This window comes from Trueperella bonasi, from assembly GCF_030811535.1.
GTDB classification, from domain to species: domain Bacteria; phylum Actinomycetota; class Actinomycetes; order Actinomycetales; family Actinomycetaceae; genus Trueperella; species Trueperella bonasi.
In genome coordinates this window covers 1423692-1447445 of sequence record NZ_JAUSQX010000001.1, presented here as the reverse complement: position 1 = coordinate 1447445, position 23754 = coordinate 1423692, and the positions used below count along the sequence as shown (strand labels likewise).

19 protein-coding genes and 1 tRNA gene are annotated in these 23754 nt (G+C 57.2%); 2 read left to right on the top strand and 18 right to left on the bottom strand.

Annotation, left to right across the window (positions count from 1 at the left end; all coding sequences use genetic code 11):
- Nucleotides 1-13: 13 nt before the first annotated feature.
- From atpB to J2S70_RS06610, 14 genes are all read right to left on the bottom strand, one after another.
- Nucleotides 14-838 carry a F0F1 ATP synthase subunit A gene (gene atpB / locus J2S70_RS06675; RefSeq protein ID WP_307682956.1) on the bottom strand — a complete coding sequence of 275 codons (825 nt, stop codon included), beginning with the start codon at nt 836-838 and terminating at the stop codon, nt 14-16.
- 205 nt (nt 839-1043) lie between these two features.
- Complete coding sequence (locus J2S70_RS06670; protein ID WP_307682955.1) at nt 1044-1451, bottom strand: hypothetical protein; 408 nt, start codon at nt 1449-1451, stop codon at nt 1044-1046.
- A complete protein-coding gene (locus tag J2S70_RS06665) occupies nt 1438-2559 on the bottom strand; it encodes an MraY family glycosyltransferase (protein WP_307682954.1) in 1122 nt (373 codons plus the stop codon). The genes J2S70_RS06670 and J2S70_RS06665 overlap by 14 nt, the downstream gene beginning before the upstream one ends.
- Nucleotides 2556-3179, bottom strand: coding sequence for an L-threonylcarbamoyladenylate synthase (locus J2S70_RS06660; RefSeq protein WP_307682953.1), 624 nt, complete (start codon nt 3177-3179; stop codon nt 2556-2558). Before J2S70_RS06660 ends, J2S70_RS06665 begins: the two co-directional genes overlap by 4 nt.
- On the bottom strand, nt 3176-4024 hold the full coding sequence (gene prmC, locus J2S70_RS06655) for a peptide chain release factor N(5)-glutamine methyltransferase (protein WP_307682952.1): 849 nt from the start codon (nt 4022-4024) through the stop codon (nt 3176-3178). The genes J2S70_RS06660 and prmC overlap by 4 nt, the downstream gene beginning before the upstream one ends.
- Nucleotides 4024-5133, bottom strand: coding sequence for a peptide chain release factor 1 (gene prfA, locus J2S70_RS06650; protein ID WP_307682951.1), 1110 nt, complete (start codon nt 5131-5133; stop codon nt 4024-4026). The genes prmC and prfA overlap by 1 nt, the downstream gene beginning before the upstream one ends.
- A 60-nt stretch (nt 5134-5193) precedes the next feature.
- Complete coding sequence (gene rpmE / locus J2S70_RS06645) at nt 5194-5406, bottom strand: 50S ribosomal protein L31 (protein ID WP_307683386.1); 213 nt, start codon at nt 5404-5406, stop codon at nt 5194-5196.
- A gap of 131 nt (nt 5407-5537) precedes the next feature.
- The gene (rho, locus tag J2S70_RS06640) at nt 5538-7163 is read right to left on the bottom strand and encodes a transcription termination factor Rho (RefSeq protein WP_307683385.1); all 1626 of its coding nucleotides are present in this window, start codon (nt 7161-7163) and stop codon (nt 5538-5540) included.
- Nucleotides 7164-7410: 247 nt separating this feature from the next.
- Nucleotides 7411-8298 carry a homoserine kinase gene (thrB, locus tag J2S70_RS06635; RefSeq protein ID WP_307682950.1) on the bottom strand — a complete coding sequence of 296 codons (888 nt, stop codon included), beginning with the start codon at nt 8296-8298 and terminating at the stop codon, nt 7411-7413.
- Nucleotides 8295-9398: a threonine synthase gene (gene thrC, locus J2S70_RS06630; RefSeq protein WP_307682949.1), complete on the bottom strand. Its 1104-nt coding sequence runs from the start codon at nt 9396-9398 to the stop codon at nt 8295-8297. Before thrC ends, thrB begins: the two co-directional genes overlap by 4 nt.
- A complete protein-coding gene (locus J2S70_RS06625) occupies nt 9398-10672 on the bottom strand; it encodes a homoserine dehydrogenase (RefSeq protein ID WP_307682948.1) in 1275 nt (424 codons plus the stop codon). The genes thrC and J2S70_RS06625 overlap by 1 nt, the downstream gene beginning before the upstream one ends.
- A gap of 17 nt (nt 10673-10689) precedes the next feature.
- Nucleotides 10690-12054: a diaminopimelate decarboxylase gene (gene lysA / locus J2S70_RS06620; RefSeq protein ID WP_307682947.1), complete on the bottom strand. Its 1365-nt coding sequence runs from the start codon at nt 12052-12054 to the stop codon at nt 10690-10692.
- Nucleotides 12054-13733, bottom strand: a complete 1680-nt coding sequence (gene argS / locus J2S70_RS06615; RefSeq protein ID WP_307682946.1) for an arginine--tRNA ligase — start codon at nt 13731-13733, stop codon at nt 12054-12056. The genes lysA and argS overlap by 1 nt, the downstream gene beginning before the upstream one ends.
- Nucleotides 13734-13802: 69 nt before the next feature.
- Entirely contained in the window at nt 13803-15017 is a 1215-nt protein-coding gene (locus J2S70_RS06610; RefSeq protein WP_307682945.1) for a hypothetical protein, read from the bottom strand.
- Between the two features lie 142 nt (nt 15018-15159).
- On the opposite strand from J2S70_RS06610, the gene J2S70_RS06605 reads away from it, so the two are divergent.
- A tRNA-Arg gene (locus tag J2S70_RS06605) sits at nt 15160-15232 on the top strand.
- Between the two features lie 95 nt (nt 15233-15327).
- On the opposite strand, the gene J2S70_RS06600 is transcribed toward J2S70_RS06605, so the two are convergent.
- The 4 genes from J2S70_RS06600 to J2S70_RS06585 form a co-directional block, all read right to left on the bottom strand.
- Nucleotides 15328-16122, bottom strand: coding sequence for a glycerophosphodiester phosphodiesterase (locus J2S70_RS06600; RefSeq protein ID WP_307682944.1), 795 nt, complete (start codon nt 16120-16122; stop codon nt 15328-15330).
- Between the two features lie 47 nt (nt 16123-16169).
- Nucleotides 16170-17216 carry a M23 family metallopeptidase gene (locus tag J2S70_RS06595; RefSeq protein ID WP_307682943.1) on the bottom strand — a complete coding sequence of 349 codons (1047 nt, stop codon included), beginning with the start codon at nt 17214-17216 and terminating at the stop codon, nt 16170-16172.
- Between the two features lie 182 nt (nt 17217-17398).
- Nucleotides 17399-18427 (bottom strand): hemolysin family protein, encoded by a 1029-nt coding sequence (locus tag J2S70_RS06590; protein ID WP_307682942.1) that lies wholly within the window; start codon nt 18425-18427, stop codon nt 17399-17401.
- Nucleotides 18424-19770 carry a hemolysin family protein gene (locus J2S70_RS06585; protein WP_407702662.1) on the bottom strand — a complete coding sequence of 449 codons (1347 nt, stop codon included), beginning with the start codon at nt 19768-19770 and terminating at the stop codon, nt 18424-18426. Before J2S70_RS06585 ends, J2S70_RS06590 begins: the two co-directional genes overlap by 4 nt.
- Before the next feature lie 190 nt (nt 19771-19960).
- Here J2S70_RS06585 and J2S70_RS06580 point away from each other — a divergent pair, with 190 nt between their 5' ends.
- Complete coding sequence (locus tag J2S70_RS06580) at nt 19961-23680, top strand: multifunctional oxoglutarate decarboxylase/oxoglutarate dehydrogenase thiamine pyrophosphate-binding subunit/dihydrolipoyllysine-residue succinyltransferase subunit (RefSeq protein WP_307682939.1); 3720 nt, start codon at nt 19961-19963, stop codon at nt 23678-23680.
- Nucleotides 23681-23754 lie beyond the last annotated feature (74 nt).

Genomic DNA, 23754 nt, shown 5'->3' with positions numbered 1-23754 from the left:
TCTTTCCTTAGTTTTAATGGGACTTAGAAATGGATAGGGAAATGTAGACGGCGGAGAGCAGGGCGAAGATATAAGCCTGTACAGCTCCGACGAAAATTTCGAAAACTAGGAAGGCTGTGCCTCCCAATATGGCCAAAGTTCCGGTTGCGAATCCAATGACTCCTGACAGCTGGAAATACAGGAAGTGCGTTCCAAGGAAGAACAGCACGAGGATCAAGTGGCCGGCGACCATGTTCATCAAAAGACGAACGGTCAACGTAACCGGGCGGATGATGAAGTTTGATAGGAACTCGATTGGCGTCAGAATAACGTAGATCAGTGGCGGTATGCCAGAAGGCATGAGCGAATCTTTGAAGAACGCGCCCGCCCCCTTGGCCCGGATACCGGCCAAGATAAAGCCGAAGTATGAAAATAGCGCGTAAATCAGCGGCATGCCGATCAGCGATGTTCCAGCGATTTGCAGCCCGGGAATCACGCCGGTGATGTTCATGAATAGAACGCCTAGGAAGATCGTCATCAGCATCGGCTGATAGCGCTCTGCCTCTTCTTTACCGATAATTTCATGGCCGATTTGGACCCGAGGAAAGTCAAGGAGCGCCTCGACCGCAGCCTGCCTACGCCCGGGAACGAGCTGTTTGCGCTTGGCATACCAGATCAAAATCAGCGCCAAAACCACTGCCGCAATGAGACGAATCAACAAGATTCGATTCATTTCAAATGGTGTACCAGCGAAAAACAACGGCGGTGGATTAAATTCGTGTTCCAAAGAGGGTGGGACGAAACCTTCACCATCTCCCGCGAGGAAGATGGGCAACGATGCAAGCGCGTAAGAAATCACTGTTCGCCTATACCCCAACTTGTGCACTGCTCGGCTTTTGGATCGTCTTTCCGCTGTGGAACCTCGCGAAATACCGACGCATTGTTCCGTGAAGCCGATCGATCCTCACACTCCGAACCTAACTCTTCATACTGTACATGAGGTGATCTCAACGTTCCAAAGCAAGAAGGAAATGGTTCAGGTTCGTGCAATTCATGCTCCGTTTTCACTCATCCCCAACGGTCGGACCAGGGCCTTTAGAGAGAATAACCGCCGTGATCGCAAGCGAAACTACGATGGTTGCGATCAACGTCCCTAAAACCGCGCGCATGTTCATGCACTCCAAACCCTGCAGGTAAACCAGAGCGCCGGCCAGAACAAATAGTTTCACACTGTAGGCTCCAATCCCCACTGCACTGGGCACATCAAACCGCGCCAAAAGCACGCTTACACCAACAGTTATCAAATGCAGAGCCACAGTGACAGCGCCAGCCGCACCGATCGACTCGGCGTGCACAGGCGCAATCAACACCCCAAGGCCCGTCACCGCACCAGTGCCTAGCATTGCCGCCAGCGCCGCACGCGCCTGTAGGCCTTCGGCGCTGTAGCGCTCACCGGGTCTACGACGCCGCATGGCTAGCCACTTTCTCCTGGGCAGGAGCCGATCCGAATTTCGCCCAGGTGATAATAATGCCGATCACAACCGCCGCGATAGACGCGATCAGGACTCCCGGGTGCGGAAATATCGTGTAGGCAACCGCAGAAAATGACGCGTTCGCCGTCCACATGTACAAGATCATCACGGCAGTTGTATGCGAATGACCGCGCCTGAGGAGGCGATGATGCAAATGCCCTGAATCCGCAGAAAACGGTGAGCGGCCCTGGCGCAACCGCCGAATTACCGCCCACGTGAGGTCGATAAGTGGAATCACCAATATAAGGAGCGGAATGACGAGCGGCATGAACGCGGGAATCGCCTGCCGCGTCTCAACTGTCGCCGGATCAATTTGGCCGGTAACCAATATTGTGGCACCTGCAAGAACCGTGCCGAGCATCAGCGCCCCGGAGTCACCCATAAAAATCTTGGCCGGATGGAAGTTGTGCGGCAGAAAACCAACCGCCACTCCCACCAGAGCGGCGAGCACCGTCGTCGCAACCGAAGTGTAATCACCGGGCGAAACCTCGCGCGTCAAATAATAGGCGTAAATAAAAAATGCGAAAGCGGCAATCCCCACCACACCCGCGGCAAGCCCATCAAGCCCATCCACGAAATTCACCGCATTTGCCACAATCACGACGGCGAGAATCGTGGCAAATAGGGTCAACCGCGTGGACCCAACCGTCAAGCCAAACAGTGGCATCGTCACCAGCTGGACTCCCTGCCAGGCCATCAGGCCGGCGGCGAGTATCTCGCCGGTTAGCTTCGTGTACCAGTTCAACTCCCACACGTCATCGATCGCACCGAGCAAACACATCAGCCCGCCACCCAACACGATCGCCCACACCCCAGACGAGCTGGTGAAAACCTCGCGCAAATACGGAATCCGTGAAGCCAGCAACAGCGCACCTACAAAACCCGCAAACATGGCAACCCCACCAAGGCGCGCCACGGGTGTACGGTGCACATCGCGTTCGCGAATCTGGGTCATCGCCCCCAAACTCAAGGCGATCCGAAGAATAAACGGCACAAGCACATAGGTCAGTGCTGCCGCCACAACCATGATGAGTAGGTATGTTCTCACAGCTCAACCCCTAGAACAGTTTCGAGCTGCTCCTGCGAAATTCCACCGTGGCGCAATATCCGCATCGGCTCGCGCACATCTACGATCGTAGAAGCGATTCCCGCACCGCCGCCAACAAGGCCGCCGTCTAGATATAGCGTCACCGCATCTCCCAACTGGGCCACGGCCTCATCCACCGTCGTGGCGGGAGGTTCGCCATGCTGATTCGCGCTCGTCACCGCTAACGGGCCAACAACACTCAGTAGATCACGCGTGAGCTGCGAATCTGGCACGCGTAGCGCAACCGTCCCGTTCGTCTGACCAAGATCCCAGCCGATATCTTCCCTAGCGGGAACGACGATCGTGAGCGCTCCCGGCCAAAATTCTTCCATCAGCGCCAGCCCGAGGTTCGAAATAGTGGCTGCTACCGACTGTGCCTGCGCAATATCACTGACGAGCACCGGCGGCGGATTGGCACGAGTGCGTGATTTGGCAGTTAACAGCCGCGAAATCGCATCGCGATCGAAGGGATCGGCACCAATACCGTAAACCGTGTCGGTTGGCAGGCAAATCACTTCGCCCCGGCCAATAGCCCTTGCTGCAAGATCGATAGCGAACGAGTCGGATGCGCGAACCTTCATGCCTCATCCTTCCTTGCGCGTAGCCACCGATCGCGGCCAGTCAGGTCTTGCCCCGTCGAAACTTCGCCAAAGCCGCACCTGCGGGCCACACCTCGCAGCGCGGAACTTTGTTCCTCACCGTGCTCCATGATGAGAATACCCCCGACGCGCAGTAGATAGTGAGCGCGAGCAATAATTTTAGTGGGCATTTCTAGTCCGTCATCCCCGCCGCCGAACAGGGCAATCTGGGGATCGTGAGTGACTTCCGGCGCAAGTTCTTCATCACCGCGCACATAGGGCGGATTAGACACAACGACGTCGACGCGGCCGGCGAGCTCCTCGAATGCGCTTAACGCATCGCCACGAATCAGCGTGATCGGATGTCCGTAGCGCGCGCTATTTCGGCTGGCTGATTCATGCGCCTCTTCCGAGAGCTCAACGGCCATAACTTGCGCGGACGTTTCGGTGGCGATCGCCAACGCAATAGCTCCAGAACCGGTACACAAATCAACGACGACGGGGCGCTGCCGAGACTGCTGAGCAGCAAGGCAAGCAATTTCTTCAATGACAGCCTCGACCACCATCTCGGTTTCTGGGCGCACAACGAATGTGCCCGGCCCGGATTCAAGTTCGAGATAACGGAAATACATCGTGCCGGTAATGTGTTGGAGCGGAACGCGCTTTTCCCGCTGGCTCACCGCTTGTTCGAAGGCCGCCACTTCGGCGTCGGTGATCATTTCGGACCCGGAAGGAACGCCGCCGTGAACGAATTCTGCGAGAAGGCGCGCATCCACGTCCGCAGACTCAACTGCGGCGGCGAGTTTTGTGCGCGCGACCTCGAGTGCATGCGCCCACGTCCTGCTCACTACGCCTCCGCGTCCTCCGCGGCCGCCTGCAAGCGATCCTCTTCATCCATCTGGCGAAGGGAGGTGATGACGTCGTCAAGATCACCTTCGAGTACCGCATCGAGATTGTGTGCTTTGTAGCCAGTGCGGTGATCGGCGATCCGGTTCTCCGGAAAATTATAGGTGCGCACGCGTTCCGAACGATCGACCGTACGAACCTGACTGCGCCGCTGATCGGCTTCCTTGGCTGCGAGTTCATCGAGCTGCGCCTGCCGGATACGTGCCCGCAAAATACGCATCGCAGCTTCACGATTCTTAATCTGTGATTTCTCGTCCTGCATCGCAACGGTGATTCCTGTGGGCAAATGTGTGATTCGAACCGCCGAGTCCGTGGTATTCACCGACTGCCCACCAGGCCCCGACGAACGATAAACATCGATGCGCAAATCATTGTCGTTCAGCTCGACCTCTTCGGGTTCGTCAACTTCGGCAAAGACCAGTACGCCAGCTGCCGAGGTGTGAACCCGCCCCTGCGATTCGGTGATGGGTACTCGTTGCACTCGGTGGACACCGGCCTCGTATTTGAGGTGGGCCCAGACTCCTTCGGCTGGATCTTCTGGAACAGACTTGGTTTTAATGGCGATCTGGATGTCCTTGAAGCCGCCCATATCGGTATCAGTTTTTGACAGCACCTGGGTGCTCCAGCCCTTGTTTTCCGCATATCGCTGGTACATCCGCACCAAATCCGAAGCGAAGAGAGCGGATTCTTCGCCTCCTTCGCCGGCCTTGACCTCCAAGATAACGTCGCGGCCGTCGTCGGGATCACGAGGCAACAGCGCATCACGCAGATCGGCGGAGGCGTCTTCTACCAGGGCTTCAAGACGCGGTAATTCCTCGGCAAAAAGTTCGCCATCATCCCCGCCAAGTTCCACGATCTCCCGAGCATCTGAAAGATCGCTAGAAACTTCTAGCCACCGCTCATAGCGGCTGACCACGCGGCGAAGCTCCGCGTAGCGCCGCCCAAGCGAGCGCAACTTCTCCGGCTTCGCCAAAACCTCTGGAGACGCCATTTGCATTTCAATATCTTTATACTCTGCAGCCGCTGCCTCGGCCGCCGGGAATTCACTCATCTCACACCTCGATACCGTAAACGCCGGTACAGAAAACTGTACCGGCGTTTACGAAAACAGCTAATTCTTGCGCTTGCCGTAGCGAGCCTCAAAGCGGGCAACGCGGCCACCGGTATCGAGGATCTTCTGCTTTCCGGTGTAGAACGGGTGGCATGCGCTACAAACGTCGACGCGAAGTTCCTCGCGTTCGAGCGTGGAGCGGGTATCGAATTCGTTACCGCACGTGCACGAAACTTTAATGTCCGAGTACTCGGGATGGATTCCCTGTTTCATCATGTCTCCTAGGATCTAGTGCTCTGGGTCCCCTGCACGTCACAGAGGTGAACCAGAAGCCGACGATCAATTTAACCACATGTTGCCAGCGCTTTGATAGCCAGCGCCGGCGCGCGATTGCTCACAGGGCCCTATTCGCTACCCTGCATGCCGCGTACGATCGACATGAGGAATTCGCCATTCGATTCCGTCTTACGCATCCGGCCGAGCACGTAATCGGAGGATTCTTGCACGTCGAGGTTGCCAAGTGCACGGCGCAAATGCCAAACGATCTTGAGTTCTTCGGGGCTGAAGAGTAGCTCTTCGCGCCGGGTGCCCGAAGCGTTGATATCCACAGCCGGGAAGATACGGCGATCTGCGAGCTGACGCGATAGGCGCAACTCCATGTTGCCCGTGCCCTTAAACTCTTCGAAAATGACCTCGTCCATCTTCGAACCAGTTTCAACGAGGGCCGAGGCGATAATCGTCAATGAGCCGCCGTTTTCAATATTGCGCGCGGCGCCGAAGAACTTCTTCGGCGGATACAGCGCAGCGGCGTCCACACCACCGGAAAGGATTCGGCCGGAAGCCGGAGCGGCCAAATTGTAGGCACGCGAGAGACGGGTAAGTGAATCCAGGAGGATTACTACGTCTTGACCAAGTTCAACCAGGCGCTTTGCTCGCTCGACTGCCAGCTCCGCCACGATCGTGTGATCGGAAGCCGGGCGGTCGAATGTTGATGCAATCACTTCACCCTTGACGAGGCGCTGCATGTCAGTCACTTCTTCAGGGCGCTCATCAACAAGCACGACCATCAAATGAACGTCCGGATCGTTCTTGGCAAGAGCCATGGCAATCTGCTGCATAACGATCGTCTTGCCCGCTTTTGGCGGAGAAACGATCAAACCGCGCTGGCCCTTGCCAATCGGTGCAACGAGATCGATCACGCGTGTGGTGTGTGCTTTTTGCGTGGTCTCCAAACGGAGCATTTCGTTGGGGTACAGCGGCGTGAGTTTATTGAACTCGGGGCGCTCTTTTGCATCCTCGGGGCTCATCCCGTTGATCGAGGTGACTTCTACCAGCGGGTTGTACCTGTGCTGACGCCCCCTACGATTGGTATTTTCTGAGGCGTCACGCACCGCACCCTGAATCGCATCACCGCGGCGTAAACCATATTTGCGAATGATTTGAGTTGAAACGTAGGCGTCGTTCTTGCCCGGCAAATATCCGCCAGTGCGCAAGTAGTTGTTATTACCGTCGACGTCAAGGATTCCAGCTACGGGGATCAGCACCTCACCCGAGTCATCAGTTTGCTGGTTACGCCCGTTCTGTGTGCGATCTTCTTTGGCCCGGTCATCTCTGGAGCGATCGTCTCTGGTACGCTCCCTGTTCTCGGTTTTCTGATCGTCACGATTGCGATTACGGTTTCGCCTACTGCGGCTACGCCGACGATTATCGCCCTCATCGCCACGTTCGCCCGCCCGGCGTTCTGCCGCGTCCCCGAGCGCATCTAGAGCGGCTTTCTTTTCGTCAGCTGACAATTCTTTGCCCGAATCAGATTTTTTCGATCTTGCTTTGGGTAACTCGATTTGTTCACTGGTATCGTTGTGCGGCTCAGATTCTGGGTGCTGATCAGACTTTGGCTGTGCCGTGGCGGGTTCGCCCTGGTTCGCTTTCCTCGCTTCACGGATAGCTGCAATGAAATCGGGGCGCCGGGACTTCGCCGGCAATTGGAGGCCCATCGATTCTGCAAGTTCCTTAAGATCGGCAAGGCGCATTGTAGAAATGGGGCCTGTTGGTGGCGTTGACTTTTCGCTCACGAGGTTCCTTCCTCGGTTCCAATATTGTTGGAATGTATAAATTCAATTGTCCGCACATGTAGTTATCCGCAAATGGCGCAGTGCGCAAATGATGGATTGAGACAGATAATGCGGATAGCGCGCAGTTCAACAACTGCTATGCGCTGTGGCTCGATGCCATACTGTCACACGATAGCATACACGTAAAGTGTCTGCTTTTAAAACTTTAGACCGCGTGCGCTCCCCGCACCTGCTTGGAGTCCACGGTTCGGAATCCCTGTTGGGCAAGAACATTGGCCATTGCGGGATCGATCTCGGCAAACACGAGAATCGAGGGGCCGGCTCCCGAAACGACGGCCGGCCATCCGGCCTCGCGAAGGGCGCGAAGAACATCGGTGGTGTGTCGCATCGAATCGGCCCTATAGCGCTGGTGCAAACGGTCCTCCGTTGCGGCGAACAACAGTTCCGGTTCCTGCGAAAGTGCATGCACCATGAGAGCCGAACGGCCGGCATTAAAAGCACCGTCTACGAGCGGGACCATATCGGGCAAGGCAGCACGGGCCGTCGTCGTGAGCAATACCTCATCAGGTATCAGCAGCGTGGTCTTCACACGGTCCGATACCGGTAACTGGGCCGTCTTGAAGCCCTCGCCTTCGCGCCAGGAAAGTGTTGCGCCACCGTAAATTGCTGGCGCCGCATTGTCCGGGTGGCCCTCGTAACCGGCCACGATATTCAAAACTTCTTCCCGCGTGAACTCATCGGGAGTGCCGAGTAATTCGCGCACCAACATAACTGCAGCTGTCAGCGCCGCTGCCGAGGAACCCATGCCCTTACCGTGAGGAATATTGTTTCGACACACCAGATCGATTCCAGGTGTGGGTGCGCCAAGCCGCTCAAAAGTCTCACTCATGGTCTTGACGATCAGGTGTGAGTCGTCCTTAGGGAGAGTGCTATTACCTTCACCCAATATGACCACGCGGGAGGGGCCGGTGATCAAAGTTGCGGACACCTCGTCCCACACGTCGTGGGCCATGCCCATCGAGTCAAATCCAGGGCCGAGATTTCCAGACGATGCCGGCACCTTCACCTTGGCGGTGTCTTTTGCGATTCTCATGACAGTCCCAAAACCTCGGCCGCAGCCTGCAATGTTGGCTCGATCGGGCGCAGATCGAGATCCGCATCGCCAAGAGCCGTGGCTGTATCCTTCAGCCCGTTACCCGTGACGGTACACACGATCGTGGCGCCCTTGGGAACCTTGCCCTGCTCAGCTGCCTGCAAGAGCCCTGCTACCGACGCTGCGGACGCCGGCTCAACGAATATGCCAACCTCGGCTGACAGTACCTTTTGGGCGTGCAAGATCTGCTCGTCAGTAACTCGATCGATCCACCCCTTCGAATCATCGCGAGCCGCTTCGGCGTACTTCCACGATGCAGGATTACCGATCCGGATCGCTGTCGCGATCGTCTCCGGATTATCCACGACCTCGCCCAAAACGAGCGGCGCCGAGCCCCAGGCTTGAACGCCCCACATCTGCGGCACCTTCGTGGAAACCGGTTCCATATGCAAAGCCGAATCATCCATGGAGGCAAGCGTTGTTCGGCCCGCATATTCGTTATAACCCATCCAATACGCCGTAATATTGCCCGCGTTACCCACTGGCAGAACATGAATATCCGGGGCGTCGCCCAGGGCGTCGACGATTTCAAAAGCAGCCGTTTTTTGCCCTTGTAAACGGTAGGGATTAACAGAATTAACAAGCGCTACGGGATGAGTATCCGTTAGCTCGCGCACAATCCGAAGGCAGTCATCGAAGTTACCATCGACGGCCACCAACTGAGCGCCGTGCACGATCGCTTGGGCCAGCTTGCCCGCGGCGATCTTTCCAGCCGGAAGAATAACGGCACTTTTCAGCCCGGCTACAACAGCATATGCCGCAGCTGAGGCCGAGGTGTTGCCGGTCGAGGCTGCAGCAACCACCTGAACGTCTGTTTGCTTGACCTGCGAGATCGCCGCCGTCATCCCCCGATCCTTGAACGAGCCTGTCGGATTGGCGCCTTCGACCTTGATGTGAACGTCGGCCCCCACCCGCTCAGAAATCGCGCGCGCATACACGAGCGGGGTGCCACCCTCGCCCAGTGTTACTACTGGATCGCTCTTGCCGAAGGGCAAACGCTCACGATACTCGCGGATAATTCCCTGCCACTGATGTGCCATTATTCGTCTCCCACCCGCAAGACGCGCACAACCTGGGCCGTCTTCGCCTGTTGAATACTGTCGATCGTCGCGGCAATATCCGCCGCCCGAGCCGTATGCGTGGTGACCGTCAGCTCGGCTTCACCATCCTCGGCACGTTCATCCTGGCGTACCGAGGAGATTGATACGTCCGATTGTGCGAACTTAGCCGCAAGATCCGCGAGCACGCCCACCTGATCTTTCACCTTCGTACGGATAAAGTACTTTGACCGCGAATCATCTGCGGAAACGAATTCCGATTCGCCAAGAACAATTTCTTGTGGCGCTCGCCCGCCAACCACGCGCTTTGCAGCCGCGGCGACGACGTCGGACAGCACGGCCGAAGCCGTGGGAGCGCCGCCGGCACCGCGTCCGTAGAACATGAGCCGATCCGCGGCTTCCGCTTCGATCACAATGGCATTAAACGAGCCACCAATTGAGGCCAGCGGATGGGATTGTGGCACGAGGGTCGGATTCACCCGCACCTCAATCTTGCCAGCCTCTTGCCGCGCGGTAGCAACGAGCTTGATGACGTAGCCACCGGCCCGGGCCGCCGCAATATCGTTGGCAGTAATAGAGCGAATACCCTCAACCTGAACGTCGTTGATGTGCACGCGCTTGTGGAAGGCAAGCGAAGCCAATATCGCGATCTTCGCCGCGGCGTCGTGCCCATCGACATCCGCGGTCGGATCAGCCTCTGCAAAGCCGAGATCCTGCGCGACTTTAAGAACTTCGTCGAAGGCGAGCCCCTTCGTCGTCATCTCATCCAAAATATAGTTCGTGGTGCCGTTCAAAATACCCTGAATTTCGGTCACGGTATCGCCGGCAAGTGACTCGCGCACGGCATACACAACCGGCACGGCACCGGCCACAGCCGCCTCGTAATACACGTCGACGTTCTGCTCTTTTGCCAGATCGTAGATCTCCGGGCCGTGCTCGGCCAAAAGTGCCTTGTTGCCCGTCACTACGGACGCACCGGAGCGCAAGGCGTGCAAGATCAGCTCGCGTGGCAGGTCAACGCCGCCAATCAGCTCGATCACGATATCGGCTTTTTCGATCAGTGCTTTGGAATCCGTTGTGAGCAGATCACGATCGATCCACGGATCGCGCTCCGCTTCCAGATTTGCCACTGAAATGCCCACCAGCTCCAGCGGCGCACCGGCCCGGGCCGAGAGCAACTCGTTTTCTTCCTTTAAAAGGCGAGCCACCTGGCTGCCCACGGTACCAGCACCCAACAGTGCAATTTTAATCGTCATCGTTCTCTTTCTTGGTATCAGCCAACGTCAAGTGCCAATTGGTCATCGATTGTTTCACGGCGAAGTATTTCGTATGCGCGCCCGTCCCGTACCGCGACGACGCCCGGGCGCGAAATCATGTTGTAGTTCGATCCCATAGAACGCCCGTAAGCTCCCGTAACCGGCACAGCGAGCAGGTCTCCCGCCACGGTATCAGTTGGCAGACCAACCGCGTGGACAACGATATCGCCCGATTCGCAGTGCTTACCAACGACGCGCGAACGCACGGGCTCACCTTCTGGTGCGCGCGATGCGACGGCCGCGGTGTACTGGGCGCCATAAAGCGCGGGCCGCAGATTATCGGACATCCCGCCGTCGACGGACATGTAACGGCGCGGACCGGTGTCGGTGTGCACGTCCTTGATCGTGCCAACCCGGTACAGGGTCAGCATCGCAGGGGCCACAATAGACCTGCCAGGTTCGATTGAAATAAGCGGAGCTGGTAGGCCCGTTTCGGCTACGTGTTCACGCACCGCGCAGGCCAAGACCTCCGCGAATTCGGCGGGTGGTGGCGCAGGGGCGTCGGCTTCGGTGTAGCGAACACCGTATCCGCCTCCCAAATCAACTTCGGGAATGTCAATTCCCTGCCCGGCAGCCCATTGACGCACTGCCAGAACCGCTTTTGCCGCTTCGCCAAAGCCCTCGGTTGACAGGATTTGCGAGCCAATATGAGAGTGCAGGCCGAGGAGCTTGAGAGAAGAGTGGGAGGCAATCGCTTTCATCGCATCCTGCGCCGCGCCACTATTGACAGAAAGTCCAAACTTTTGGTCTTCGTGAGCCGTTTGAATAAAGTCGTGGCCACCCGCGTGCACACCGGTCGTCAAGCGCACGTACACCGGCGCGCAAACACCACGGGCCGCAGCGAGAGCCGCCACCTGTTCCACCTCGGGTAGCGAATCGATCACGATATGCGCGATGCCCTCGTCCAGGGCGAGCTCGATTTCGGTAACGGATTTATTGTTACCGTGCAGCCCTATCCGATTGCCCGGCACTCCCGCCGCGAGCGCGGTTCGCAGTTCTCCTTCAGATGCCGTGTCAATGTTCAGGCCTTCCTCGCTCATCCAGCGAGAAACAGCTTTGGACAAAAAGGCTTTACCCGCGTAGAAAACTTCCGCGCCCGCAAGATTGGCAAAGGCATCGTCCATTGCGCTCTTCCACGCGCGAGCACGCTGGCGCATGTCGTCTTCATCCAACACGTAGCTTGGCGTACCGAACTTGGCGGCAATATCGCGGACGCCGACACCTGCGACTTCGAGTTCGCCGGAATCAGTACGGCGCGTGTTCACCGACCAGATGCCTTGGACGTCACCGGTCGGTTCGGGGGCGGGCGTTATTTCGCGCATTACATCCTCTCCGGGGCTCCCACCCCGAGCAGGGCGAGACCGTTACGCAAAACCTGCCCAGTCGCATCATTAAGCCAGAGCCTTGTGCGATGCACGTCGGTCACCGGATCATCCGCGCGCGGGGTGACGCGCGAAACGCCATACCACGAGTGGTATTTGCCAGCGAGATCTTCAAGATAGCGCGCAAGCCGGTGCGGTTCACGCAACTGCGCCGCCTGTGTGACAATGTCTGGATACTGGGCGAGAGCCGCGAGCAGATCGCCGTCGGCCTCGCTATCCAGTAGAGCCGGATCGAAAGCATCGCGAGTAACCCCGTGTTCGGCCGCATTGCGATCCACAGAGCAGGTGCGCGCGTGCGCGTACTGAACGTAGTAGATCGGATTGTCATTGGTGCGCGATGTGATCACGTCCAGATCCAGATCGATGGGGGAATCCATCGCCTGGCGCACAAGCGAATAACGCGAGGCGTCGACGTCGGCCACGTCCACCAAATCACCGAGCGTGACAATCGTTCCCGCCCGCTTTGACATCCGTACCGGCTCCCCATCGCGCACGAGGTTAACCAGCTGCCCGATCAGGATCTCAAGATTTTCGCCGACGCCAGCCGTGTCACCAAACGCTTGGGCCATCGCGTACATGCGCCCCACGTAGCCATGGTGGTCGGCTCCGAGCATAATGATCACGTGGTCAGCTCCTCGTTGGCGCTTGTCCAGATAGTAGGCGATGTCGCCGGCGAAATACGCCGTATCGCCGTCGGACTTGATGATCACGCGGTCCTTGTCATCACCGAAATCCGTTGTGCGGATCCAGGTGGCACCATCGGCTTCAAAGATCACGCCCTTGTCCCGCAAGGTTTGAATCGCCTCATCAACCGCGCCGGACTCGTGCAGCGAATCCTCGTGGAAGTACACGTCAAATTCAACGCGGAAATCGGCCAGTTCCTTCTTAATCGCAGCAAACATGAGCGCCACACCGCGTTCACGAAAGACCTCTCGCGCTTCGTCGTCAGGCAACGTACTGGGATCGGGACGCCCGGAGGCCAACTCGCCGTCGATCACCCGAGTGGCGATCTCCTCAATATAATCGCCCCCGTACCCATCCTCCGGCGGTTCTTCACCTCGAGCGCGAGCAAGTAACGAACCCGAAAAACGATCGATTTGAGCTCCGTGGTCGTTGAAATAGTATTCGCGCACAACGCTCACGCCCGATGCCTCAAGTATTCGGGCTAAAGAATCGCCGACGGCCGCCCACCGCGCACCGCCCACATGGATCGGACCTGTCGGATTGGCCGACACAAACTCAAGATTGACCGTGGAGCCCGCGAGCGCCGCCGTACGGCCGTATTCACTACCCGACTCGACGATCGTGCGCGCAAGCTCACCAGCAGCAGCCGTGTTGAGCGTGATGTTCAAAAACCCTGGGCCCGCAATGTCTACCGATGCAATCGAATCGGCCGCGCACATTCGTTTGGCCAAGATCTCCGCGAACGCCCGCGGATTTGTTCCCGCCTTCTTCGCGTACTGCATGGCAACGTTCGTAGCCCAATCGCCGTGCTCCCGGCTACGCGGACGCTCAACCTTTACCTCACCAATCGAGGAAGGATCAAGAGCGATCTCACCCGCCACGATCGCTTCGTTCAAGCAGGTGTGGATAAAGGCTGAAAGTTCTTCTGGAGTCATAGCTCAAAGTGTACCGGGCAGGTGATAACCACCAAACTTCCATCTCTCATATTGGCCTTACAGCCGTGGTCATTGCTCCGCATCGGGTTCATCTTCTTGGACGCCGGAAAAGCTTGGAATCACGATCGCATGGTTGCCCACACCAAGTTCGACCAGAAGATAGGAGCCACACACCCGAGGGCGCAACGCGGCGAGATCCCAAAGAGTGTCACCATCACGATCGACGGCGTAAATTAGGCCGTTCAAATCGTCGACTATCGTGAGGTTGCCATCGGCACTTACCGCGACGATCTCGGGCATCTCGCTCGTACCCTCACGTTGAAATTCGCCAAGACCGATATCGAACTGCGCCGGATTACCCGCGGCATCAAAAATCGGGCCCGCATCGGGATTGAGGTAAAGGTTGAGAGGGAAAAGCGCTCCCGCGCTTGGCAGGGGAACGTATCGCGCGCCCGAAAACGACTCGTCCAGAGTGGAAACCGTGCCGTCGAGTGTGACGAATGTGTAGGGTTCCTCCGGTTCAGTTTGATACATGAAACCGCCAGCCGTCTGAATTAGCGGGCGACCTTTGGGAACGTTCGACTCGAGCACGACCTGGCCGGTTATCCCGTTGACTACCATGACGTTTTCTTGATCCTTCAGTCCGAAAGCGTGCCCAGTCATCAGGTTTTTTGACCACGTCCACCCCGGGGCATCGAGCTCCCACATCTGCTTTCCAGATTTACTAATTCCGTATAGTGACCCATGCAGGTTCAGAACGAGAATGTCGCCGGCCACTCCAATCGGCATGGGCGCCACCCTCACCTCTGGGTCCAGATCGGGAATATCAATAAGCGTTTTACCAGTGGCGAAGTCTACGAGCAGTCCAGAATAGTGATCGCTCCTAGGTGTGCCAAGCACAGCGCCCGGGGTGATTCTTTGCGGCGAGACTCCATCGGAGGGGCACAAGACATCCGTGCGTTGCCATGCGACCTCTTTCGTGGGTAAATACCACCCGCGCGCCTCACGCTTGACATCGCTGGCTGTGATCGCATAATCACCTTGAATGGCGCATAAGACTTCCCCGTCAGGCACGCGAAAATCGCTGACATTTGCATACTTGTATTCGTTGAAAATCCATGCGCCGGGATTGGAACGTTCAACGAAACCAGAGGTTGGGATTTCAGGGGCGACGTCTGGACGGTCTGGGTTGGTCGTCGTCGAATTCACAGGGTTGCCCGCGCAGCCAGCAAACATCAAGGCGATAGCGCACAAGATTACTGAGAGCCAAGAGCGAGGAGTCACGTGCTGTCCTTCGGATGTTTGGAGGAAGTGCAATGACATGTTAACAGTCCCAGCATTCTCATGCCGGGCTCCGAATCACACCAGACGTGCAGGCTAGATTCGTGTTGGAGCCGATCGCAGTGTTAGACTAACCAATCGCTGAGCCCCGATAGCTCAGGGGATAGAGCGTCTGCCTCCGGAGCAGAAGGTCGTAGGTTCGAATCCTATTCGGGGTACTTCTACTTTAGCCCGGTATATCAACGAAATGTTATGCCGGGCATTTTCATGCCGAAATGGTGCACATGCCATTTCACATGCCATTCAGTTGGCTTCAGTTGGCACCGTTCCCAAAACGCTGGTCGATAACCTCGCGAGCGAGGGTGGGTTCATCGGTAATCAAGCCGTCAATGCCGAGGTCGAGTAACTTTTCCATGTCATCACGCTCATTGACGGTCCACACATGCACGGCGAGCCCGCGCGAATGAGCTAGAGCGATAAAGGCCTCATCAACGACGTGAATCGTCTTAAAAGCCTCCGGAACCTGTACCGCTTCGACTCCTCGTTTCGGCCCGGGCAAACCACGGATCATCGCCGTACGCACACCCTTTGGTGCTTTGGCCGCGATCACCAAGCGGGCTATCGCCGACGTTCCTAACGATGATCGCACTCCGGGCAACTTCCGCCGCATGTACACAAGGCGCGCTTCGCTAAAACTCGCCAAACTTACCCGGTCGATCGCGTCGGCCCGCCGGATCGTCTCAATCATCGGTTTAACGGCGCGATTGTGTTTTGCATCGAGGTTAAAAACGATTTCAGGGAACTCTTCCAACAGTTCATCGAGGCGCACAATTCGATTTTCCGAGTGGTCTTTCACATGTCTCAAATCGTCCCAAGCCCAATCGGAGATCCTTCCCGAAGCATCGGTAACGCGATCTAAAATCGGATCATGGAAGACGACGGCGATGCCATCTGCCGTGGCGTGACAATCGGTCTCAATGTAATTAAAGCCCCGATCACGCATGGTTCGAAAGGCCTCGATCGAATTTTCCGGCACTTCATTTCCACCGCCACGGTGGGCAAGAACTACGGGGCGGTCACCTATCTTCCACAAGCGTACACCAGCCATTGAACCAGCCTAGCAAAGCACTTAGCGGTGAAGTCTGCCCTTGGAACTTAGCAAATTTCAGAAACGTCAATAGAGCCAAGCTCTGCAAGGGTTTCGAGCGGATTGAGCACGTTGTCCGTTGAACCGTCTTCCAAAATGAGTTCATGGCCCGAATGGATTTCGAAATGCAAGTGTGGCCCCGTCGACCTACCGTTTGAACCGACATCACCGATATGTTGACCGACCCGCACCTGATCGCCAGCTTCAACGTGAACCCCGTCGTCGTACATATGCACGTACCACGAGGTGTACTTTTCACCGTTGATCTCGTGGGCAATCACGATCAGGTTCGACGAACGGCCATCAATGCCTTCGCCCGCGTGGACGACTGTACCGTTTGCAATCGCGTAGATCGGCGTGCCAACCGGCGCGGCGTAATCTTCACCCAAATGGCGCGAAGGCAGGTAAGTAAACGGATCGTAACGCCAACCAAAGCTAGACGACAGGCGGTAAGAGCCGGCACGCATAGGATCGATCACGACGTTTTCGTCCTCAACAAACGCGGATACCAGCGAATTGGCACCGCTACGAATATCGCACTGGACGCTCGCGCCGGCCAATTCCCGTTCGAGATCGCGATAACGAGCTGAGTCAGCTGCACCGTCTGCCTTCTTCAACGAATCGGGCACGCTCGGCTCGATCGTCGCTCTGGCTTTCTGCTCCAGCTCTGCAGCTCCCTGAACGGCGCGGGCATTGCCAACATTGGAAATAGTGAGAACCGAGGTGGCCGTGCCCGCAACGGCAAAGGCTGCGATGCTTGCAAGCGCCGTCATGAGTTTGCCGGGCTTAACCCTGCCATGTTTTCTCACCGGAATACGCTTGCGGGCGGGGGGCTGTGCATCGGACTCGCCTCGGGTGGATCGCTTGAGCGGCGGAATTTCGGCTGTCGGCGTCTCGTCTTCAACAGTGGAAGACAGCGCCGCCGAAACTGATTCGGCCGTGCCCGAGCACTCTTTCGCACGCTGCGCAGCCTCACGCTGAAGGCGCAGTTGCCTGCGCGAAGGAAGAGCCGTTGGATCATCCACACGCTCAGACCCTGGCGTATCTTGGGACAACCTCGCCCCCTTCCTAAAGCTCAGTGAGAAATCGGTGACGCAGTAGGCCTGCGTATCGCACAAGTTAAATGGTAACGGTTTGATAACATTTGCGCTACCTCGCCCGAGATTTCGGGGCTTGTCGGGCTGTGAATCGCGTCATGTGCGCCCCACACATCGGCTTGAGAAGAGCAGCACGCCGGCTACTTTTGCATAGCGTCGCGGACTTCACCCACGAGCTCTTCGAGAATGTCCTCCAAAAACAAGACCCCCTCCACGGCTCCATTCACTGAGACGGCCGCAAGATGTGTGCCATCTTTTTGCATCGAGCGTAGCGCGGATTCAACTTCGTCAGAGGAATCAACAAGCGACATTTTTCGAATCTTCCACGGCGCGATCGGCTCCTCACGCCGGCTGGCCGAGATATCAATAATGTCCTTTAAATGGATGTAGCCAACGAGTTCATCTTGCACCTTGACGGGGTATCGAGAAAAGCCGGTGCGAGCAATTTCCAGTTCCACTTCGGCCGGAGTGGTTAACGGACTAACCGTGGTCAAATCCGCAATCGGAACCATCAGATCGCCCGCGCTGTATTCGGTGAACTCCAAGGCCGAAGAAATCAGACCAACGTCGGCATCGAGCACGCCCGCCTTCTTCGAAGCGTCAACAATTGAGGCCACTTCGTCGACCGTAAATGCCGCTCCGACTTCATCCTTAGGTTCAAATCCAAGAAGCGAAATAATCCGATTCGCGAACCAGTTAAGCGAGTGCACAATCGGCAAAAGCAGCTTCGAAATAGCAACCAGCGGTGGCACGAGCACGTAGGACACCTTTTCGGGAGTGGTCACCGCCAGATTCTTTGGAACCATCTCCCCCAGCACCACGTGTAGGTAGACCACCAGCACAAGAGCTATCACGATCGCGATGGGATGGACCATTCCTTCAGGAACACCAACCGCCGCAAGCGGACCTTCAATCCAATGCGCGATAGCCGGCTCTGAGATGGCACCGAGTGCAACCGAGCAGACTGTGATCCCAAGCTGGCACGTGGCAAGCATCAAGGTCACATTCTCGAGTGCGTAGAGCGTTATTTGCGCCGTTTTCTTCCCCTGCTCAGCAAGCGGCTCTACCCGCGAGCGCCGCGCACCCATGACCGAGAACTCCGCACCCACGAAGAAGGCGTTAATCGCCAGCAGCACGCCCGTCACAATAAGCGCAGTTCCAATACTCATGCCTCATCAACCCCAGACACGCGGACCTGCTCGATACGCCGCCCGTTCATGGTCTCCACCACGGCTCGCACGTTACCCTCTACGCATTCATCGCCCACTTCGGGCATTCTGCCAAGTTTTGCCATCATCCAACCGCCCACCGTTTCCCACGGCCCATCATCGGGAATATCGAGCCCGAGCTCCCTGGACACTTCATCAGGGCGCATGGATCCCGGAATCATCCAGTCCCCACCGGCCACGATCCGCGTGCGAGCCCGGCGGCGATCATGCTCATCTGCAACGTCGCCAACGATTTCCTCGACGGCGTCCTCCAGGGTTACCAGCCCCGATGTACCGCCGTATTCGTCGACGACAATTGCCATCTGCAAACCTTCGGAGCGCAGCTGGATCAGCAGCGGAGCAAGTTCGATTGTTTCGGGCACCTGCGTCGCTTCCACAAGCAACGACGACGAGGTCACAGGCACCTCCGCCCGAGATTCATAGGGCACCGCAATGGCCCTGCGCAAGTGGACGAAGCCACGAATATCGTCCATATCTTCCCCGATGACGGGAAAGCGCGAATGCCCGGTTTCCCGGGCCAGCGCGACGACGTCGGCCGCAGTAGCATCGGCGGGAAGCACGCTTGCCTGGGTGCGGTCGGTCATCACATCGACGGCCGTCAGCGCACCGATGTCGATTGAGCGGACCAGGAGGCGCGCTGTGGAAACGTCCAGTGTGCCTTCGTCTGCTGAACGCCGCACAAGAGCCGATAGCTCGGTGGCCGATCGAGCACCGGAAAGTTCATCGGCCGGCTCAATACCAAACCGGCGTAAAATCCAGTTGGCCGTCTCATTGAGGACCACAATTAGCGGCTTGAAAACTGTAGTAAAGGCGCGTAGCGGCCAGGATACGATAGCTGCCGTATTAAGCGGCTCCGCAAGCGCCATGTTCTTCGGGATGAGCTCGCCAAACAGCATTGAAGCCAAATTTGTCATGACGAAGGCCACGGTTGCAGCCGTACCAATCGCAGCCGCGCTGGCCATGCCGCGGTCATTAAACAATTGCTCAAACATGTGCTGGAGTGGCGCTTGCGCAACGTAGCCCAAGAGGATGGTGGTCAGTGTAATGCCCACCTGACACGAGGAAAGCTGCAATGACAGATTGTGCAGTGCTTTGTTGACAGACTGCGCTTTGGAGTCACCGCTTCGAGCCCGATCATCAATCGTGGCCGGATCAAGTGCAACGAGCGAAAACTCGGCAGCGACGAAAAGTGCGTTTCCACAGATCAGAATGAGGCCGATGCCCAGCAAAATTACATCAGTTGCCAAGGCATCCCCTACGTTGTCGTCCTTCCATGCGCCCATGTTAACCCACGCAGCTGACGACTCAATAGAAAGTCTTGACACATCGATGAATTCATCTTGACGATAAGAGACCATAGCGCGTGTTCACGGTCGAATTTTGGCCCTATTTCACCTCCTGACCACATGTTTGGAGGCGAACATCACTAAACTGGGAATCGGTCATTTCTTTTATGAAAAGTGAGGCAAGACAGTGTCGTCAACGAACTCCGATAATTTTGGACCGAACCAAGGCTTTGTGGAAGATCTCTACGCCGCGTACCTCGATGGGAATGAGGGAGTCGGACCACAGTGGGCGGAGATGTTTGGCACCTGGAAGGAACAGGGCCGCAAACCACACCCGAACGGGATGGAAACTCGTGAGCCGCAGGGCGTCAGCGCGGCACAGCGTAAAGTGCACTCAAGCGCGGATCGAGCATCGACGCCGTCGACGAACGTCACTCGCTCAGATCTTCCGCCCCAGCCGCGGGTGGGAGCGCAACCGGCACTAACCCCGTATGCCAAAACCTACAACCTCGCCCCCACTCAAGCTCCCGCCGATCTCAACCCGGCTGACAAGGATGTCACGATACTTAAAGGCGGTGACCGCGGCCTTGCCAAGAATATGGACGCATCGCTGACAATCCCTACAGCGACATCAATCCGCGAATTACCCGCCCGAGTCATGTTCGACAATCGGATCGTCGTTAACAAATATCTTGCAGCAACGCGCGGCGGAAAAATTTCCTTCACCCACCTGATCGCATACGCCATGGTTGAAGCACTCGCGCAAATGCCGGAAATGAATGTTTCCTATTCCCTAGAAGACGGCAAGCCCGCCTTCGTCAAGCCGAAGCACGTGAACCTCGGCCTGGCTATCGACGTCGTGAAACCCGACGGCAGCCGCACGCTCGTCGTGCCATCCATCAAAGCCGCGGAAACAAAAACTTTCTCCGAGTTCGTGTCCGCATACGAGGAGATGGTCGCTCGCGGACGAGACAACAAGCTCACGATCGAGGATTACCAAGGAACGACCGCCACCCTCACCAATCCCGGCGGCCTTGGCACAACGCACTCGATTCCGCGACTGATGAATGGTCAAGGGCTGATCGTCGGTGTCGGCTCGATGACTTATCCGGCAGGATTCCAGGGCGCGGCCGACGAGCAGCTCGCCCGCCTTGGCGTATCGAAAGTTGTACACATTGGATCAACCTACGATCACCGAGTCATTCAGGGCGCGACCTCCGGGCGTTTCTTACGCCTCCTGGAAGAAAAACTGCTGGGCCTCGATGGCTTTTACGAGCGCGTATACCTCTCGCTCCGCATTCCATACACGCCAATTACGTGGGAAAGAGACGTCGAATACGACGCCGAACGCGAGCTTGGCAAACCCGCGCGGATCGCGGAACTCATCCACGCATACCGCTCACGCGGGCATTTGATTGCGGACACCGATCCGCTCTCCTTCCACCCGCGCCGCCACCCGGACCTGGAGATTTCTTCCTACGGGCTCACCCTGTGGGATTTAGATCGCCCCTTCCCAACCGGCGGCTTCGCGGGCACAAGCAACCTAACTTTGCGCCAGATTTTAGGCCAGTTGCGCGATGCTTACTGCCGGACGGTTGGCATCGAGTACATGCACATTCAAGACCCCACCCAGCGTGCATGGTTCCAAGAGCGTTTGGAACGCCCGTCGTCGCCAATCACGGGCGAGCAACGGGTGCGAATCCTCAAAAAACTCAACGAGGCCGAAGCGTTTGAAACCTTCCTTCAAACAAAGTACGTGGGCCAAAAACGATTCTCACTCGAGGGAGGCGAATCTCTCATTCCGGCGCTCGATGCCATTTTGGACGGAGCGGCGGACGACGGGCTCCACGAAGTAGCAATCGGTATGGCGCACCGCGGCCGGCTCAACGTGCTCACAAATATCGCCGGCAAATCCTACGCGCAGGTTTTTTCTGAGTTTGACGGCGTAATCGACCCAAAAAAAGCGGGCTCTGGCGACGTCAAGTACCACCTTGGCACCGAAGGCACCTACGAATCGGCCAAGGGTGAGGCGGTCGAGGTATATCTGGTAGCAAACCCCTCCCACCTTGAGGCTGCCGACGGCGTTCTTGAGGGCGTGGTGCGCGGCATGCAAGATCAATTGGATCTCGACGACGACGGCGCGGCAATCATGCCAGTGCTCATTCACGGCGATGCGGCATTTTCCGGTCAGGGCGTGGTTGCCGAGGTCCTCAATCTGAGCCAACTACCCGCTTACCGCACAGGCGGCACCGTCCATATCATCGTCAACAATCAAATAGGTTTCACTACGGCCCCATCAAATTCCCGATCCTCGCGGTACACCACCGATATCGCCAAGGGCTTGCAACTGCCCATCTTCCACGTGAACGGCGACGATCCGGAAGCCGTATGCACAATGGCGCGCATGGCCTATGAATTCCGCATGGAGTTCAAGAAAGACGTGATCCTCGACATCATCTGTTACCGCAAGCGGGGCCACAACGAAGGCGATGACCCGTCGATGACGCAACCGATCATGTATTCGCTCGTTGACGAAAAGCGCTCCACGCGTCAGCTCTACCAAGAGGCTTTGCTTGGCCGCGGCGACATTTCCGAGGAGGACGCCGCAGCAGTCGAGCAGGATTTCAAAGACAAGCTGGACTACGCGTTTGAAGAAGTACGCAAGGTTGAAACGAGCCGGGTAGGTGACGAAAAAGACGCCTCCCATGCGCTCGGTATCCCGCAGTCCCAAGAAGAAGATGCCGGCACCATGGTGGGTTGGACGACGGCGGTGGCGCCGGAAGTCTTGCACCGGATCGGGCAGGCACACACCACTACCCCGGAAGGCTTTAACGCACATCCCAAAGTGACTCAGCTGTTTGAGCGCCGCAACAAAATGTCTCACGAAGGTGAAATCGATTGGGGTTACGGCGAACTGCTGGCATTTGGTTCACTTCTCATCGAAGGCGTGCCAGTGCGCATGTCCGGGCAAGATTCTCGGCGCGGAACGTTTACCCAGCGTCACGCCGTCGCCCACGACTACGCCACTGGTGAGGAGTGGACGCCACTGATGGGCCTGACTGAGGATCAAGCTCGACTGAAAATTTTCGATTCCGCCCTCTCCGAATACGCGGTACTCGCTTTTGAATACGGGTACTCGGTGCAACGCCCAGATGCACTCGTAATTTGGGAGGCTCAGTTTGGCGACTTTGCCAACGGCGCCCAGATCGTGTTCGACGAATTCATCTCATCGGCCGAGCAAAAGTGGAATCAAAACTCTTCGCTCGTCGTGCTACTGCCACACGGATACGAAGGCCAAGGGCCCGATCATTCCTCGGCCCGCATCGAACGGCACTTGCAAATGTGTGCAGAAGACAACATGATCGTGGTCCAACCATCAACGCCCGCGAACTACTTCCACATGCTGCGCAAGCAGGCCTATAACCGCCCGCGTAAACCTATGATCGTATTTTCACCCAAGCAGCTCTTGCGCCGAAAAGCGGCCAAGTCGAACGTTGAAGATTTCACCTCGGGCACGGTACAAACCGTGATCGGAGAACATCGAAGCCTTAGCAACGTCGATCGCGCTCTGCTGTGTAGCGGGCGGATCTACTACGACCTGTTGGAAAAGGCGGAAAAGGATGGCGATAATCGCACCGCCATTATCCGAATCGAGCAGCTCTATCCCAATCCCGTCGAGGAGGTCCGCGCGGAGCTTGACAAGTATCCGGATGCAGCCGTGTTCTGGGTACAGGACGAACCCGCAAATCAGGGAGCGTGGGGGCACTTTGCACTCACCATGTTCCCCGACCTGAGCCACGATGTTTGCTTGGTTTCTCGGCCACCCGCAGCATCCACGGCCGCGGGCATGGCATCGGTGCACGCTCGTGAGGCCGAAGAGCTCATGCGGGCAGCATTTGCGCGCTAAGAACGTTCAAAGCTCCACCTATGTAACGAGATCTACTCTTTGGAAAAACTTTTTCCGATTAGCGACTTTCATGT